Raw genomic sequence first — 15,570 nt, 5'->3', positions numbered from 1 at the left:
ATCAAGCTTATGCGCTGTCCGCTTCGCAGGTGCACCGATTCGGGCCCAGAGCGTCGGTTTTGCCGAGGAATTCACCTCCACGTCAGATAACGTTCACCCACTGGTGTCAGGCTGAGTCAGTGTGCCTGCCCCGATGGGGCAGGCGTCCTGATGGGGCAAGCGCCCCGATCGGACGACTGTCCGCCCCGGGGCGATACGAGGCACGTCAGTCTTGCAAGTGATCCATGAGATTAAGGAACCGTTGTCAATGCGCGAAGTCTTCAGAAATGAGCTGGACGACCTGGCCACACAGCTGGTCGACATGTCCGTCAAGGTACACGAGGCGATGCGCCTGGCGAACCAGTCCCAGCGCAACAACGATCTTGAGCTGGCCGAAAAGGTGATCGAAGCCGACGCCGTGATCGACCATATGCAGTTCGCTCTCGACCAGCAGGCCGCCGAGATACTGGCTCTGCAGGCACCCGTCGCCGCAGATCTGCGCGCGGTCATCGGCTCCCTGCGCATGTCCGCTTCCCTCGAGCGCATGGGCGACCTGGCTCGCCACATCGCTCAGCAGGTGCGCATCCGCTACCCGGAGTCAGCGATCCCCGAGCACTTCGCCGACACCTTCACCCGGATGGGCGAATCGGGAGAGAAGATCGCCGAGGCGACGGAGAACCTGCTGTCGAACCCGGGACTGCAGGCCGTGCCCACGATCAACGCAATCGATGAAGAGCTCGACGAACTGCATCTGAGCATCTTCGCCAAGCTGGCCGAGGCTCCCGCCGGTTCGCTGGCACCTCGCCACATCGCCGATGTCACCCTGCTCTCACGCTATTACGAGCGTTTCGGCGACCATGCTGTGTCCGTGTCCCAGAAGGTCGAATACCTGCTCACCGGCAACTGGGAACCCTACCTGTCGAAGAAGTGACATAGCCGCATCAGCCCGAGGCCGAGGAAAGTTCGACCTCGGGCTCTTCGCTGACGATCACCTTCCGTGAGCGCCGAATCCTGCCGGTGAGGCTGCGCGCGATGGTCTTCAGCACTCCTGTCGTGACCGCGACGCCCAGGAGCAGGAGAGCGCCGCCGATGAGCTCGGGCACTGTGGGACGGTCACCGAGGACGAGCCACGCAGAGAGCACACCGACCAGCGGGACGAGCAGCGAGAACGGCGCCACCTGGGAGGTCGGGAACCGCGCGAGCAGCGAGTTCCAGATGACATAGCCGATGAGTGAGGCGCAGCCGGCGGTGTAGACGACCGAGGCCACAACACCCCAGGTGGGGTGCGTCAGTGCATGGGCCACCTCGGCGGGGCCATCGAGGAACACCGAGAGCACGAACATCGGAACCGGGACGACGAGTGCCGACCACACGGTCATCTGCACACCATTGGTCCCCTCCTTCACCCCGCGGGCGATGACGTTGCCGACCGCCCACGACATAGAGGCGCCGAGGGCGACGAGGAAGGCCGCGATCGGGACGGAGGCCTGCAGGCTGAGGCCGATGACACCCAGCCCGGAGAGCCCGATGATGATGCCGACGATCTGTCGCCGGTTCGGGATCTCACGCAGCGCGAGCGCGGCGACGAGGACGGTGAATGCCGCCTGGATCTGAATGACGATCGAAGTCAGCCCCGCCGGAAGACCGAGGGACATCGATGTGTAGAGCAGACCGAACTGCCCCGCGGACATGAAGACGCCGATGAGCAGAACGCGACGGAAGTCCCCACGCGGGAACTTCACGAAGAAGATCGCGGGGATGACGACGAAGGTGAAGCGGGCTGCGACGAGGAGCAGCGGCGGCCAGTCACGCAGGCCGAAGTCGATGAAGATGAAGTTGACACCCCAGAGGACGACGACGAGCAGGGCGAGGATGTAATGGACGGGACGCATGCTTCCAGGATCTCAGCTCAGACATCAAAATTCTATTGAACATAAGTCCCTGGTTTCGTTAAAATATTTTGATGATCGATGTTCTCGCCCTGCGTACCCTCGTCGTCTTGGACTCAGTCGGCTCAGTCACGGCGACAGCGGAGGCCCTGGGCTACACCTCGGCGGCCATCAGCCACCAGCTGCAGAAGCTCTCCCGGTATATCGGGGCGCCCGTGACCGAGCGCACCGGACGTGGAATCGCACTGACCCCCATGGGGCGTGAGCTCAGCCGTCGCGGCACCCAGCTGCTGCAGGAGCTCGAGAGCCTCGAGACCGATGCTCGGGCAAGATCGGGAGAACCGCGTGGACGGATCACCGTAGGCGGGTTCTCGACCGGCATCCGCGGAGTATTGGTGCCGTCGCTGCCGCGGCTGAAGACCACAGCACCTGAACTGTCGATCACCAACATCGAAGAGGAACCCGACGAACTCATCGACATGGTCACGGCCGGCCGGATCGACGCCTCTCTGATCTTCGACTGGCGGGAATCCTTGCCCCTCGTGCCGTCGACATTGAACTCCGAACTCATCGCCGTAGATCGTGCCGATATCGTCATGCACCGGGACCACCATCTGGCCTCACGGTCGAAGGTGACCCGCCGAGACCTCCTCGACGAGGTCTTCGTCTCGGCACCACGCAACGGCGTATGTCACCGCTGGCTCACCGCACTCTTCGACCCGCTCAACGCCGAACCGCGGATCGAATATTGGGCCATGGAGTATGACACTCAGATCGAGTTCGCACGGGCGGTCGGAGCCTTGGCCCTCGTACCCAGGCTGGGCCGACCGCACCTGCCAGAAGACGTCGCTGTCGTCGAGCTCGACGATCCCAGCATCGCCCGCTGGATCTATCTCGTATGGCGATCATCGATAAGCGCCTCCCCGGCGATCGCACTCCTCCTGAAGGAGATGAGGTCGGTCGTCGAGGAGGCACCCGATAGCGCTGGCTCGGCACCCGGTGGTGCAGGTTCTCGTTGAGGTCAGCCTCAGCGGCCCTGGTTGGCGACCTGACCGATCGCGGCCTCGGCGGCAGCAGGATCAAGGTATGTGCCACCGGGCTTGACCGGAGTGAAGTCCTCGGTCAGCTCATAGTGCAACGGGATACCGGTGGGAATGTTGAGGCCGGTGATATCGGCATCGGAGATCCCGTCGAGGTGCTTGACGAGTGCCCGCAGCGAATTGCCGTGAGCGACGACGAGCACGGTGCGTCCGACGGTGAGTTCGGGGACGAGCCGGTCGTACCAGTACGGCAGGAGACGATCGATGACATCGGCCAGACATTCCGTACGAGGCAGAGAATCGCCGAGGTTGGCGTAGCGAGGATCTCCGGCCTGTGAGAATTCGGAGGCATCGCCGAGTGCCGGCGGCGGAGTGTCGAAGGAGCGGCGCCAGGTCATGAACTGCTCCTCGCCGAACTCCTCGCGAATCTCCTTCTTGTTCTTGCCCTGCAGCGCACCATAGTGGCGTTCGTTCAGCCGCCAGCTGCGATGGACGTCGAGCCAGGACAGGTCGGCGGCCTCGAGCGCCAGGTTCGAGGTGAGGATGGCCCGCTTGAGACGGGAGGTGTACACGACGTCAGGAATGAGCTCGGCCCCGCGCAGGAGCTCTCCGGCGCGCTGGCCCTCTGCGCGGCCCTTGTCGGTCAGGGTCACATCGACCCAACCGGTGAACAGATTCTTCTGGTTCCATTCGCTCTCGCCGTGGCGCAGCAGGATGAGGTTATGCGTCATGGCACCATTTTTGCACGACCGCACACGCGAGCACAGACTCGCCCACGGACCGACCGTCTCGGCGGCTGACCGGCAGAGGACGAGCCAGCTGCTCGGCAAACGGCAGGCCACCTCACCGGCAGCGAATAGCATCGAGACGTTTCTCACTATTCGACATATCGTCTTGGCATCCGAAATGCACGGCTAACCTGAACTCATGCCCGAATCACCGACGCCACCACCATCCGGCCCACAGCATACTCCGAGCCCGCACTCGCACTCGCACTCGAGGCAGACTCCGTCGCCAGCTCAACAGCCGAGCTCCGACCGCAGTTCGATCATCGCTGTCACCGCACTGCCGGTTCTCGTCGTCCTCGCGGGAGTGTTCGGGTTCTTCTCCCCCGACACGTTCACGCCGTTGGCACCCACAATCACGTGGAGCCTCGGCGTCGTCATGTTCTTCATGGGGCTGACGCTGACCCTGCCCGACTTCGCCAGGATCGCGAAGAAGCCGTGGATCGCGGCGCTGGGTGTCGTCACGCAATTCATCGCGATGCCGCTGCTCGGTCTCCTCGTCGTCACGCTGTTCAATCTGCCGGCCGAGATAGCCGTCGGTGTCATCCTCGTCGGCTGTGCCCCCGGCGGCACCGCATCGAACGTCGTCACCTATCTGGCCAAGGGCGATACCGCGCTGTCCGTGTCGATCACGACGTTGTCGACCCTGCTCGCTCCGGTGCTGACTCCCCTGCTGACCCTGTGGCTGGCAGGCTCCTATATGGATGTGCCGTTCTGGTCGATGTTCGTCTCGATCTGCCAAACGGTGCTCGTGCCCGTCATCGTCGGTGTCCTGGTGCGGCTTGTGGCCTCGAAGCTCGTCGACGTGATCTCACCCGTCCTGCCCTGGTTGGCATCGGTCGCCATCGCCTACATCGTCGCGATCGTCGTGGCCGGATCTGCCGACTCCATCGCCTCGGCCGGACTCCTTGTCCTTCTGGCGGTCATCACCCACAACGTCCTGGGACTGGGCATCGGCTACGGTGTCGCGACCGCCTGCCGGTTGGACACCCCGACCCGGCGCGCGCTCTCATTCGAGGTCGGTCTGCAGAACTCCGGCCTCGCCTCCACCTTGGCGACGACGTATTTCTCCCCCTTGGCGGCTCTTCCCGGCGCCGTGTTCAGCGTCTGGCACAACGTCTCCGGCGCACTTCTGGCTTCACTGTTCGCACGTCGCCCCTACGGTAAGCCACCCCGTGAGCAGGTCGCCGCGAATGCTCGTGCACAGGAGTCGGTGCGGTGACCATGCAACCGACTCCATCTGGATTCTCCGTCTTCGAGGCCGAGACGATCACGCTGGCCGACAGGAGATTTCTGATTCGGCGTGCCACCGAGTCCGACGTGCCAGGCTTGGCGGCCCTGCTTCGCGATGACGCTCTCGGTGCCAGTCGCGAGGGTTCCGGCGCCGAGGAGATGGCCGGCTACCAACATGCGTTCAGCCTCATCGACTCCGATCCCAATCAGCTCCTCGTCGCGGTTGACGAGGTCACAAATGATGCCGAGTCACATGGTGCCGAGTCACACGGTGCCGAGTCACATGGTGCAGATGCACCACAGCAGTCGCCTGAAACCCGCCCGGCTGCCCTTGTCGGAACCCTGCAGCTGACGTTGATCCCGAGCCTGTCGCGGCGAGGTTCGACGCGGCTGCAGATCGAAGCGGTGAGGGTCGGGCCGAATGCTCAGGGGCTTGGTCTGGGCACGGCTGTCTTCGACTGGGCTCATGACTGCGGGCACCGGTTCGGGGCGTCGCTGGCTCAGCTGACGACCGATAAATCACGCGCGGATGCGCAGCGGTTCTATGCCCGTCTCGGATACGAGGCCAGCCACGAGGGCCTCAAGCGCGATCTGAGCTGAGCCTCACATCCACTTCACGCCGTCGACTTCGAACTCGCGGATGCGGTGAGCGATCATCTGCGCAAGCAGGTCGGTGGGGATCTCGCGATCGCAGTAGAGCTTGATCGAGCCTTTTCCAGTGTCGAATTCGCTGAGTCGATCGGCGAAGGCTTCTCTGGTGCTGGGGGTGAACACGAAGTTCGCGTGCTTGGAGCAGCCATCGAATGCGAAGAGAATCGTGTCCAGCGAATATGCTGGGTTCCCCCACTTGAGGCCCTCCTCTGCATTGGGTGCAGCGGTGTGGCTGAGGGCACGGAGGCGACGCAGAAAATCTTGCTTGCGCTCGTCCTCGAAGCCGGCGATGTATTCGTCGAGATCGGCGGGCCTGCTCGTGTCCACTCGTTTGGTCATGATCCGATCCTCACGCCTCAGGCTTCTCCAGGAATTCGTTGTCCGACCCGCTGAGGATGTCTTCGAAGGCCGCGAGGTTCCGGGTCGATTCCCCACGACTGATCCTCCAGGCCCACTCCTTCTTCATTCCGGTGAGGAAGCCGATGAGCAGGAGTTCATTGAACGAGGAGTCGGCGGTCGCCAGAATCGCCCCGAGCAGTGAGTCGAGTTCGTCGAGCAGTCGGTCCCGGGGAACGCTGGCTCCCAGATACACATCGCCGAGGGTGTCGATTCCGAACGACACCGGCCCCGGCTTCATGTTCTTGATGAGCAGCCAACGGTTGAACTCCGCGGCATTCTCATCTGGATGGCGAATGACGAACGCCTGCAGCTGCACCGTTCGCGCAGAGATGGTGATCGACACGGTCGTCTTCAGTTTCTTTTCGCCGGGCAGGACCACAGCGATCTGCGAGTCCTCAACGGCGTCGACCTCGACCTCGTTATCGTGCGCCCACTGCCTGATTCCAGCCAGGATCGTCTCGGTGTCGGTCGTCATCATGTGTCCTTCCGTCAGCGATTCGTTGACATGTTCAGCAGGTGCGCCCAACGAGGCTCGTCGTCGGATTCGATTCTTCCGTGCCCGCCAGCGTCGTGTCTGCGGTAGTCCTCAGCGGCGCGTCTGCCGTGGTCGTCCCCGTCGCGTCTGCCCGGGTCGTCAACGTCGTGGTCAGTGTCGAGTCCGGCACCTCGAGGGCGCCGAGCACCGTCGCTGCAGTGGCCGACCAGTCGAATCGGGCGGAGCGATCTGCCGCATGACCTGCGAGTTCGTGCCGCAGTTCATCATCGAGGAGTATGCGCTCGAGTGCCATAGCCCAATGCCGGGGGTTGTGGTCGGCGATGAGCACGCCCGAATACGCGTGCTCGACGATATCGGGCAGGCCGCCCACCGCCGAGGCGATGGCGGGCAGCCCCGATGCCGATGCCTCGGCCGCGACCAGTCCGAAGGATTCGCTGCGTGAGGGGACAAGCAGAATGTCCGCCGCACGATAGTAGGTGACGAGTTCGTGCGCGGGGACCGGGGGTCGCACCTCGACGCTGGGTTCGGCGGCGATCGCCGAGTTCAGTTCGTGCAGGTACGGGGTGGCTGATGTCGACGCTTCCTGGCCGGAGACTGCACCGAGGAGGATTCCCCGCGTCCGCGACGCCAGGTGCGGGTTGTTCTCCCGCAGGCCCGATATCGCATCGACGACGACGTCGGTGCCCTTGATGAACTGCATGCGCCCCACGTAGAGGGCGATGAATTCGTCCGGGTCGAGCCCCAGCTCGGCTCTGGCCTGAGCTCGATCCCCCGGGGAGAAGAGTTCGTGGTCGACGCCGGGCCTGGCCACCACGACGGTGTCAGCATCGGCGCCGAGTTCGTGGATGAGATCGCGACGTTCTGCCGGAGTGTTGGCGACGATCAGGTCCACCGCCGAGGCGATCCTGTCCTCAGCTTCCAGACGCTGAGGACGCTCGTGGCTGGTTTCAGAGTCGCGGTTTTTGACCGCGCCGATCGTGTGCATGCTCACGACGATCCGGGGGCGCTGAGCGGGCCTGGTCGCGTCACCTGTGACGTCTGCTTCCTGCAAGCGAAGTTCAGGCGGGCGAAGCTCCTGGGCACGAAGTTCCTGGGCGCGCAGTGCCGCCTCGGCGGAGATCCAATAGTGGGCCCAGATCAGGTCGGCCGAAGTGAAGCTCGGCTGGGTCAGGAGGAGCAGTGCGAGTTCGTCGATGGCGTCGGCAAGTTCGTCCTTGCTGGCCGCCTCGATCGGCAACTGGCGGAGCCTGACGTTCTCAGCAATCTGGAGGGTGTCGATACCCAGCCCGTCACGGTGTCCCAACCCGTCGATGCCGCTCGGATCGGCGGTGAAGACGTCGACCATGTGACCGGCGGCTGCTAAGGCACGCACCGACTGATCGACGTAGACATTCATACCTCCGGCATCACCCTGACCCGGCTGAGCCGCAGGCGAAGTGTGGAGGGAGAGAACGGATATGCGCACTGTGCCAGTTTAGCCAAAGAACTCGCCGAGGATCCGGCGCACTTCGTGACGACCGCGCCACAGGATCGAACCTGCAGGCAGAACCTCCAAGCGGGCCGCGGGAATCGCGGCTGCAATCGCCTCGGCGACCTCGACCGGATGTGCCGGATCATCTGCATGGGTGAGCACGAGGACCTCTCCGGGGAATCGAGCCAGAGCACTCAAGGGGTCGTTTCCTGTGCTCTCGTCGACGGCGATCTCGAGAGCCAAGCCGAGTCCGTCCGACATGTCCGTGTCGACGAGATTCTCAGCCTTGGTCTTCGTCCAGGCTCTGACTGGCAGGAGCTCGGCCACCCCTGCCGGTTCGCGCGAGAGCATGAGATCCGTGATGGATTCGACGTCGCCGGAAGCGACCGGGCCGCGCAGTTTCTCCAGGTATGCACGGTTGGCTTCGGCCACCTCGGCGGAGAATCCGGTGAAGGATGCCGGGAGCACGAGCGCAACCTTCTTCAGGTTCTGCGTTCTCGGATCAGTGGTGCTCAGCAGTCGCAGAAGTCCGCCGGCGGACATCGAGACACCGAGGGCCTGTGTCGCCGAGGTGGATGTCAGGGCCTGTGCCAGCGCCTCGGCGATCTGGCCGTAGTTCCACCCCGGGCCCGGTGAAGGTCGGCCACCGTGGCCGGGGAGGTGGAGGAAGTGTTTGGTGCCGGTGACACCGGTGCCGAAAGGGCGAGTATCACGGATCGCGCCGGCGAATCCGTGGCCGAAGAGCGTGTGAGGCTCACCGCTGCCGAAGGTGGCGATGTAGTCGGTGTCGGGGCCCGGAAGATTGAGGTCTTTCGTCATCAATGCGTGTTCGTCGCCAGCTCAGCGCCGGTAGTTCCGATTGCGATTGCGCGGGTCGATGGCTTTGATCTTCGGACGGACGTCGGTGAGGTAGACGATTCCGGCCACGAGCGCGATCAGGTTGAGGAAGATGATGCGCATGCCCATCGGCGGAAGCGCGATGACTGCGAGGGCAAGGCCGATACCCAGCAGGATGACCCAGAATTTCTTGCTCTGCTTGTCAACGGCGCGGTAGTTTTCGTCCTTGTAGCGGAGGCAGTCGATGAACGCCCACAGCTGAAGGCCGAAGGCAGCGACCGACAAGGCGAGAAAGACGATGCGCTGAAAGCCAGCAATGATTTCCATACCATCCAGCCTAGCAATCGCAGCTCTTCCGGACATGGAGCTGGCTCGGATCTTGGGCGAATCCCCACGCTCGGTTCACTCTCCACACATGAATCGCCTCGACGGTGGGAGCGCACAGATCACCGGTGGTCGGAGCGCACAGACCGCAGGCGGCCGGAGTTTCAGTCGTTCACAGGATCCCGGTCATGCGAATGCCAGCGCATACGCCCATGCCCACAACTACGCAGATGAGCATCGGGGCTCGCAGTATCGAGGCAAGGACTCCCACGCCGACGCCGATGAGCCGTGCCGGGTCTGCAATGTCCTGGCCGTCGAAGACCGCCGTCGTCGCGAAGACCGCTCCGATGAGAACGACCGTCGCGCGATCCATCCACTTCGTCACCGTCGCCGTCGAGTCGACTTCCGACTCCGCCGGCTTCTCAGAGGACTCTGCTGGACTGCCTGCTGACGCTGAGCCGCCGGCTGACGCTGGGCTGCTTCCCGCCTCTGGGCTGATTGCCCCCACCTCTGGACTGCTTCCCGCCTCTGGGCTGCTTGCCCCCGCCGAGGTGGTCGCGAGCTGTCGGCGTTTGCCCTTCGTGGCGATCGCCGCACCGAGCTTCACACCGGCGAAGCGCATGGCGTAGGTTCCGATGCTCAGCGCGGCGAGCGCGATGAGGAAGCTGACCGGGCTCATCGGCTCCCCTCCTGTCGATCGAAATCGTCCACGTCACTGCCATCGACCTGGGCTGGCCCTCCGCTGCCATCGACCTGGGCTGGCCCTCCGCTGGCATCGGTCTGGGCTGGCCCGTCACCTGTGGTCTTCTGGGCGGTGCCACCTCGGCGCTTCCTGATGGCTGCCCGGATCGACCAGCCGGCTGCCACAAACACGAACACCGACAGGGAGGTCACCGCCCCGAGGCCGAGCGGCAGGATCGGGGTCAAGAGGACCGCAATGACCATGCCCGCAACCGTGAGAGACAGCGTGGCTTTGCTCTTCAGATCTCCTCGGATGAGGCAGAAGAGGATGATCGGGAAGGCCGCGTCGAGCCCGAGCATATCGGCGTCGATGACATTGCCGAGCCACTGCCCGACCATGGCGCCGCTGGGCCACATCAGCGCGATGGCCGCACCCATGAGGAGGAACGCGTGCCACTGGGCACGGTCGGTGGTGACCGTCCGCGAGACTGCGATCGATTCGTCGTTGACCCAATGTGCGGCGATGAGTGCGCGCCAGTCCTGCGGGAAGAACCGTCCGACGGACACACCGAAAGCGAAATTCCGCGAATTGACCAGCAGCCCGGCCAGCACCGCTAGGACCGGTGCGCCACCTGCGGCGATCACGCCGACGAAGGTGAATTCGGCGGCACCGCCGAGGGCGAACATCGCCAGCAGCAGCGTCTGCCACCACGGGAATCCGGACACCGCCGAGATGGCCCCGTAGGACAGAGCGACCGCGATGATCGTGATCGTGACTATAGCGACGTCACGATAGGTCGAGCCCGGAAGCACCCGATTGATCGTGCGAAACACAGAACTCATGTTCTATATACTGCACACTCTCCACTCGTTCGTCAACTAGAACGATTTGTCGCTATAGTGAACCCATGAGTTCTCAACCACGCGATGAGACCACCGCGAACGCCACAGCCGACAACTCCGAACCAGGGGACCCCTCGTCTGCCCCAACTCCGCGCGAGCAGATCGCCGTCGCCATCAAACGAGAGCGGATGCGCGCGAACCTCTCCCTCTCCGAGGTTGCTCGTCGGGCTGGAATCGGAAAGTCGACCATGTCCGGGCTGGAAGCTGGAGCCGGCAACCCCAGCGTCGAAACGATGTGGGCCCTGGCGGCCGCGCTCGACATCCCCCTGGCCAGACTGCTCGATCCCCCACAGCACGAGGTCGCGCTCCTGCATGCCAAGGATCTGCCCAGCCTGCCGTCGAACACCGCGAACTATGCGGCGACTCTGCTCTCGGCGTCCCCATCGAATGCCCGGCGTGATGTCTACTTCATCCAGGCCGAACCGGGGCAACCGCGAGACTCACAGCCGCATCCTGTCGGCACCATCGAGCACGTGATCTTAGGGCAAGGGGCGGCACGCATCGAGGTGCTCGGGCAGGCATACGAACTCCACGTCGGCGACTACCTCACCTACCCGGGCGATCAGCCGCACAAGTTCACCGCACTCAAACCCGAGACGACTGTCGTCTTCATCGTCGAAAGCCGTTGAACCGTTCGAGGGTCACTCCGCAGGGGGCCCGCCCGAGTCTCGGGTGTCTTCACTGAGGGAGGGAAGTCGGTTCTGGGCGGCCTCGTTGGTCAGCCCGCAGGCTTCGAGCAGGTCCACGGCGACGGGGCGCAGCAGCAGGACAAGAGACTCATCATGGATGTCCCAGCTCTTCTCCGCGCGAGGATCGAGGCTGGAGGCGGCTTCGGTCAGCGCCGCTTCGGCCAGGGCACGATCGGTTCCTCGGCGCAGTGCAACTTCGAGCTTCTTCGACCCTTCGGACAGTGACCCCACATAGCCGGCGATGATCGGTTTCTCCACACCGAATTCGGTGATTCCCACGACTCTGCGAGCAATGACTCGAATGGTCCTCATGGCACGATCGGAATGGGTGTGAGCACGGGACAGTCTGGTCACCTCGGCGGAATGACGCCTGCCTCTGGCATTGATCATCGCCGCTTCCCTCGAGATCTTGAGCGAAGAGCCCCACGAGTCGATGATGTCCTGAGTTTCACGGGCCCGAGTCAGCGCCCGTTTGGCGAGTGCGACATCGGAGTCCTTGAGCGCTCGAGACATCATCTGCAGAACGGCGCTGATCTCGTCGAGCATGCTGGCAGCCAGTCCGCGTGGGACCTTGCGAGCGTCGCGCGGGAGGATGAGTGCGAGCAGGATCGCACAGATGGACCCGGTGAGGGCGTCGAGCGTGCGGGGAAACGGCATGCTGGTGGCAGTGGCAGGGACCACGACGACGTAGACGGACTGGACGGCGATCTGAGTGATGAAGATGCCACCGGAATTGAGCATCGTGCCGATGAAGAGGCCGATGGCAAGAGTGACGGTGAGCTGCCAGATCCCGGTGCCGTAGACGTTGACGAGGACCTCGCCCACGAGCACGCCGAAGGTCGCGCCGAAGCCGATCTCCATGGCTCGACGCAGACGACGATCTGCGACGGGGCCGATGCCGACGGCAGAGGCGACCGCTGCGAGAAACGGATAAGGATGGCCGAGGACATAGACGCAGAAGGCATAGGCTGCGGTGGCGGCGATCGGGATCTGGATCAGTTGCCCCGCGTTGGCCTGCACCCGTCTGAGACCCATCCGAGATCGGTGCAGCACAGTGTTGAAGGCGCGCTCGGGCAACTCCCTGACCTCGGACTTCGCCATCAGTCCCCCTTCGTGCTCGCTTTCGCTGTACCCAGCGTACCGGAATTGTGACATGCTAAAGTCTGTGCGCCGAGGAGGCTATGAATGACAACCAACCTGACCCGAGGTGAAGCGCAGAGCCGCACCCAAGTGCTCGATGTCTCGACCTACACCGTCGATATCGACGTCAGCAACGCGGAAACCGGAGCTCCGACATATCTGTCGCGTACCGTCGTGGAGTTCAACTCTCGCGCCGACTGCTCCACATTCATCGACCTGATCGCGGATTCCGTCACATACGCTGAAATCAATGGCAAGATCCTCGACCCCGCCGAGGTGTTCGACGGCGCACGCGTCGGTTTCCCCGTCCGCAGGGGAAAGAATTCCCTGCTGATCGAGGCGCAGGCCTACTACTCCACCTCGGGAGAGGGACTGCACCGCTTCAGCGACCCTGCCGACGGCAATGTCTATCTCTACACTCAGTACGAACCGACCGATGCCCGCCGCGTGTTCGCGAACTTCGACCAGCCGGACCTCAAAGCGGAGTTCATCTTCAACGTGACGGCTCCCGAGCACTTCCAGGTTCTGTCGAACCGAGCCGAGACGAGTCAGGGACCGAGCCAGGAGACGTACCCCGAGACGGTCGACGCGGATTCCCCCGCGATCACCCACCATTTCGCTCCGACGCTGCGGCAGTCGAGCTACATCACCTGCATCACCGCCGGCCCATACGAGGGCGCGACCGATCACTGGACGGATCCCGCGACGGGAGAAGTCGTCGCACTGGGCGCATGGACCCGCGCCAGCCTCGTCGACCACCTCGACGCCTCGGACATCTTCTCGATCACGAAGGCCGGGCTGGATTTCTTCAGTTCCGAGTTCGACTACCCCTACCCGTGGGGCAAATACGATCAGATCTTCGTTCCGGAGTACAACCTCGGCGCCATGGAGAATCCTGGACTGGTGACGTTCACCGACAGCCTGATCTTCCGGGACAAGGTCACCGACGCGATGTATGAGTCGCGGGCGAACGTGATCCTGCACGAGATGGCCCACATGTGGTTCGGCGATCTCGTGACCATGAAATGGTGGGACGATCTGTGGCTCAAGGAATCCTTCGCCGACTATATGGGCGGGCTGGCGCTGGCCGAGGCGACCCGCTTCACCGACGGCTGGGTGACCTTCGCACTGCGCCGCAAGGCGTGGGCGTACACGCAGGACCTGTACCCGACCACGCACCCGATCGTCGCCGACATCCCCGACGTCGAGGCAGCGAAGCTCAACTTCGACGGCATCACCTATGCCAAGGGTGCGTCCGTGCTCAAGCAGCTCGTCGCGTTCGTCGGTCGTGAGGCGTTCTTCGCGGGCTCACGTCTGTACTTCAAACGCTTCGAATACCGCAATACCGAGCTCGCCGATTTCCTCGAATGCCTCGCCGAGGCGGCTCCTGACCGGGACCTCGCCAGCTGGGCCGGTGCATGGTTGGGCACCTCCGGAGTCTCCGAGCTGTCGTTGGAGCTGACGACGAGCAGTGGATCAGGCACCGGCAGTGAATCTGCTGCCAGCAGTGCCGCATCGTCGTCACGACGCTCCGGACGAGAGACCATCACCAACGCGCGGATCACTCAGGCAGATTCAGCTCGCGGTGCCCAGCTGCTGCGCCCGCACACGCTCGAGATCGCCACGCTTGGACGATCGGGACGCAAGCTGGTCCCCATCGACACTTTCTCCTTCGACTTCTCGACTGAGTCCGCCGAGGTTGAGCAGCTTGCCGGGCGCACCCTCGGCGATATCACGCTGGTGAACTACGCAGACCTCGACTATGCACGTGTGCGGTTGGATCCGGCGTCGACGCAGGCTGCGATCAATTCGGTGTCCCGAATCGCCGATCCACTGTCCCGGGCATTGGTCTGGTCGGCATTGGACAATGCTGTTCGCGATGGTCTCCTACCCGTGCAGAGTTACCTCAAGGCCTATGCCCGCAGCCTGGGCAAGGAAAGCCATGCGGGAATTATGGCCGGGCTGAGCCAGACGGCGCTGACCTGCCTGGATCAGTGGGTTTCGGAGCGGAACTTCGAGACCGCGATCTCCGGTCTGCTGGGTGCTGCTCTCGACGCATTAGCGACGGCCCGGTCCGGTTCGGATGCTCAGCTGCATCTGGCGAATCTGGTTCTTGCCCTCACCTCGCGTACAGCACGCTGCTTTGAGTCCAGTGCTGCGATCGCGATGGGCCGCAGCTTCGCTTCGCAGATTCTCGCTGTTCCCGTCGGCGAGGAGATCGATCGCCTGTCCCCGGGCGCAATGGCCGAACAGAGAACCACTCCAACTGGTGGGAACAACAGCGGGGCCGGTTCTGCTCGAGCTGAGTCTCCGGACCATGCTGCGGCGGCACTGCCGTTCAAGGGCCTGCTCAATGATCATGCGCTGCGATGGAATGCACTGACCGCGCTCGTGTGCCTCGGCTGGGCAGACCAGACCGATATCGCTCGAGAGAACCAGTCCGATCCCAGTTCATCGGGTCGCCTCCATGCAGAGACGGCGAGTGCGGCCATGCCGCTGCCGATCGTGAAGATCCGCGCATGGGAAGTCATCAACGAAGCGGCCGCGCTGAGCAACGATGTGCTCTCAGCCATTATCTCCGGTTTCGTGGCACCCACGTCGATACCGCTGATCGAGAACTATGTCGATGAGTACTTCTCGCGGCTTGCCGGCTTCTGGAGCGACAATTCGATCGAGATCGCTCGGCGTCTGGTGCTCGGACTCTATCCTCGCTGGTCGGTGGACGAAGAGGCCACGGTTGAGAAGACCGATGCCTGGTTGGACGCGCACACTGACGCCCCAGCTGCGCTGCGCCGCCTGCTCATCGAGCGACGCGACGATCTCGCTCGGGCCATCTATCTCAAGTCGACCCAGAGCTCACGACACTGACTGGCTCCTCGGCTGGCTTGCTCTTCGGCTGGATTGATCGGCTCGGGCAGCTTATTCGGCGCGGTTAGTCCGATTTGCTCAGGTATCCCGATCAGTCGCCCGTCGGGCGTCTGTTGGCCAGGAGAATGACCACAAAGGCGAAGGCCGATCCCCGTTTCATGCGGGGAATCGGCCTTCGCTCGTCT

16 protein-coding genes are annotated in these 15,570 nt (G+C 63.5%); 6 read left to right on the top strand and 10 right to left on the bottom strand.

The features are described 5' to 3' along the window. Positions 1-247 precede the first annotated feature (247 nt). The gene (phoU, locus tag INT29_RS07160; RefSeq protein WP_193071227.1) at positions 248-910 is read left to right on the top strand and encodes a phosphate signaling complex protein PhoU; all 663 of its coding nucleotides are present in this window, start codon (positions 248-250) and stop codon (positions 908-910) included. Between the two features lie 10 nt (positions 911-920). Here the strand turns inward: phoU and INT29_RS07155 are convergent, their stop codons facing one another. Then, positions 921-1,871, bottom strand: a complete 951-nt coding sequence (locus INT29_RS07155; protein ID WP_193071226.1) for an EamA family transporter — start codon at positions 1,869-1,871, stop codon at positions 921-923. A gap of 71 nt (positions 1,872-1,942) precedes the next feature. Between INT29_RS07155 and INT29_RS07150 the strand changes: the two genes are divergently transcribed. Beyond that, positions 1,943-2,887: a LysR family transcriptional regulator gene (locus INT29_RS07150; protein ID WP_193071225.1), complete on the top strand. Its 945-nt coding sequence runs from the start codon at positions 1,943-1,945 to the stop codon at positions 2,885-2,887. 8 nt (positions 2,888-2,895) lie between these two features. Here the strand turns inward: INT29_RS07150 and INT29_RS07145 are convergent, their stop codons facing one another. Continuing rightward, the gene (locus INT29_RS07145; protein WP_009883646.1) at positions 2,896-3,639 is read right to left on the bottom strand and encodes a phosphoglyceromutase; all 744 of its coding nucleotides are present in this window, start codon (positions 3,637-3,639) and stop codon (positions 2,896-2,898) included. 196 nt (positions 3,640-3,835) lie between these two features. Here INT29_RS07145 and INT29_RS07140 point away from each other — a divergent pair, with 196 nt between their 5' ends. Together INT29_RS07140 and INT29_RS07135 are read left to right on the top strand one after the other, a co-directional pair. Further along, complete coding sequence (locus tag INT29_RS07140) at positions 3,836-4,915, top strand: bile acid:sodium symporter family protein (protein WP_193071224.1); 1,080 nt, start codon at positions 3,836-3,838, stop codon at positions 4,913-4,915. Between the two features lie 2 nt (positions 4,916-4,917). Beyond that, a complete protein-coding gene (locus INT29_RS07135) occupies positions 4,918-5,526 on the top strand; it encodes a GNAT family N-acetyltransferase (RefSeq protein WP_193071284.1) in 609 nt (202 codons plus the stop codon). A gap of 3 nt (positions 5,527-5,529) precedes the next feature. Here the strand turns inward: INT29_RS07135 and INT29_RS07130 are convergent, their stop codons facing one another. From INT29_RS07130 to INT29_RS07100, 7 genes are all read right to left on the bottom strand, one after another. After that, complete coding sequence (locus INT29_RS07130; protein WP_193071223.1) at positions 5,530-5,916, bottom strand: iron chaperone; 387 nt, start codon at positions 5,914-5,916, stop codon at positions 5,530-5,532. A 10-nt stretch (positions 5,917-5,926) separates the two neighbouring features. Continuing rightward, positions 5,927-6,454 (bottom strand): YbjN domain-containing protein, encoded by a 528-nt coding sequence (locus INT29_RS07125; protein WP_226841708.1) that lies wholly within the window; start codon positions 6,452-6,454, stop codon positions 5,927-5,929. Positions 6,455-6,485: 31 nt separating this feature from the next. Continuing rightward, complete coding sequence (locus INT29_RS07120; protein WP_193071222.1) at positions 6,486-7,937, bottom strand: glycosyltransferase; 1,452 nt, start codon at positions 7,935-7,937, stop codon at positions 6,486-6,488. Positions 7,938-7,946: 9 nt separating this feature from the next. Beyond that, positions 7,947-8,762, bottom strand: a complete 816-nt coding sequence (locus INT29_RS07115; protein WP_193071221.1) for an alpha/beta hydrolase — start codon at positions 8,760-8,762, stop codon at positions 7,947-7,949. Positions 8,763-8,783: 21 nt separating this feature from the next. Then, positions 8,784-9,107 (bottom strand): DUF2516 family protein, encoded by a 324-nt coding sequence (locus tag INT29_RS07110; protein WP_193071220.1) that lies wholly within the window; start codon positions 9,105-9,107, stop codon positions 8,784-8,786. A 169-nt stretch (positions 9,108-9,276) separates the two neighbouring features. Further along, the gene (locus INT29_RS07105; RefSeq protein WP_193071219.1) at positions 9,277-9,783 is read right to left on the bottom strand and encodes an AzlD domain-containing protein; all 507 of its coding nucleotides are present in this window, start codon (positions 9,781-9,783) and stop codon (positions 9,277-9,279) included. Then, positions 9,780-10,628: an AzlC family ABC transporter permease gene (locus tag INT29_RS07100; protein WP_193071218.1), complete on the bottom strand. Its 849-nt coding sequence runs from the start codon at positions 10,626-10,628 to the stop codon at positions 9,780-9,782. Before INT29_RS07100 ends, INT29_RS07105 begins: the two co-directional genes overlap by 4 nt. Positions 10,629-10,693: 65 nt before the next feature. Between INT29_RS07100 and INT29_RS07095 the strand changes: the two genes are divergently transcribed. Further along, complete coding sequence (locus tag INT29_RS07095; RefSeq protein WP_226841706.1) at positions 10,694-11,317, top strand: helix-turn-helix domain-containing protein; 624 nt, start codon at positions 10,694-10,696, stop codon at positions 11,315-11,317. A 12-nt stretch (positions 11,318-11,329) separates the two neighbouring features. Here the strand turns inward: INT29_RS07095 and INT29_RS07090 are convergent, their stop codons facing one another. After that, positions 11,330-12,478: an FUSC family protein gene (locus INT29_RS07090; protein WP_193071217.1), complete on the bottom strand. Its 1,149-nt coding sequence runs from the start codon at positions 12,476-12,478 to the stop codon at positions 11,330-11,332. Positions 12,479-12,562: 84 nt separating this feature from the next. Between INT29_RS07090 and pepN the strand changes: the two genes are divergently transcribed. Next, positions 12,563-15,385 (top strand): aminopeptidase N, encoded by a 2,823-nt coding sequence (gene pepN, locus INT29_RS07085; protein WP_101573936.1) that lies wholly within the window; start codon positions 12,563-12,565, stop codon positions 15,383-15,385. Positions 15,386-15,570 lie beyond the last annotated feature (185 nt).

It is taken from the genome of Brevibacterium sp. FME37 (genome assembly GCF_014897485.1).
Classification (GTDB): domain Bacteria; phylum Actinomycetota; class Actinomycetes; order Actinomycetales; family Brevibacteriaceae; genus Brevibacterium.
Note: the sequence above shows the minus strand (reverse complement) of the source record. Positions and strands in the feature narration are given on the sequence as shown.

Excerpts from the sequence above, each read along its gene's own strand:
- phoU (WP_193071227.1), top strand. The coding sequence starts at position 248 with ATGCGCGAAGTCTTCAGAAATGAGCTGGACGACCTGGCCACACAGCTG.
- INT29_RS07095 (WP_226841706.1), top strand. The coding sequence starts at position 10,694 with ATGAGTTCTCAACCACGCGATGAGACCACCGCGAACGCCACAGCCGAC.
- INT29_RS07105 (WP_193071219.1), bottom strand. The coding sequence starts at position 9,783 with ATGAGCCCGGTCAGCTTCCTCATCGCGCTCGCCGCGCTGAGCATCGGA.
- INT29_RS07130 (WP_193071223.1), bottom strand. The coding sequence starts at position 5,916 with ATGACCAAACGAGTGGACACGAGCAGGCCCGCCGATCTCGACGAATAC.
- INT29_RS07125 (WP_226841708.1), bottom strand. The coding sequence starts at position 6,454 with ATGATGACGACCGACACCGAGACGATCCTGGCTGGAATCAGGCAGTGG.
- INT29_RS07100 (WP_193071218.1), bottom strand. The coding sequence starts at position 10,628 with ATGAGTTCTGTGTTTCGCACGATCAATCGGGTGCTTCCGGGCTCGACC.
- INT29_RS07145 (WP_009883646.1), bottom strand. The coding sequence starts at position 3,639 with ATGACGCATAACCTCATCCTGCTGCGCCACGGCGAGAGCGAATGGAAC.
- INT29_RS07150 (WP_193071225.1), top strand. The coding sequence starts at position 1,943 with ATGATCGATGTTCTCGCCCTGCGTACCCTCGTCGTCTTGGACTCAGTC.
- INT29_RS07090 (WP_193071217.1), bottom strand. The coding sequence starts at position 12,478 with ATGGCGAAGTCCGAGGTCAGGGAGTTGCCCGAGCGCGCCTTCAACACT.
- INT29_RS07155 (WP_193071226.1), bottom strand. The coding sequence starts at position 1,871 with ATGCGTCCCGTCCATTACATCCTCGCCCTGCTCGTCGTCGTCCTCTGG.
- INT29_RS07140 (WP_193071224.1), top strand. The coding sequence starts at position 3,836 with ATGCCCGAATCACCGACGCCACCACCATCCGGCCCACAGCATACTCCG.
- pepN (WP_101573936.1), top strand. The coding sequence starts at position 12,563 with ATGACAACCAACCTGACCCGAGGTGAAGCGCAGAGCCGCACCCAAGTG.
- INT29_RS07115 (WP_193071221.1), bottom strand. The coding sequence starts at position 8,762 with ATGACGAAAGACCTCAATCTTCCGGGCCCCGACACCGACTACATCGCC.
- INT29_RS07110 (WP_193071220.1), bottom strand. The coding sequence starts at position 9,107 with ATGGAAATCATTGCTGGCTTTCAGCGCATCGTCTTTCTCGCCTTGTCG.
- INT29_RS07135 (WP_193071284.1), top strand. The coding sequence starts at position 4,918 with ATGCAACCGACTCCATCTGGATTCTCCGTCTTCGAGGCCGAGACGATC.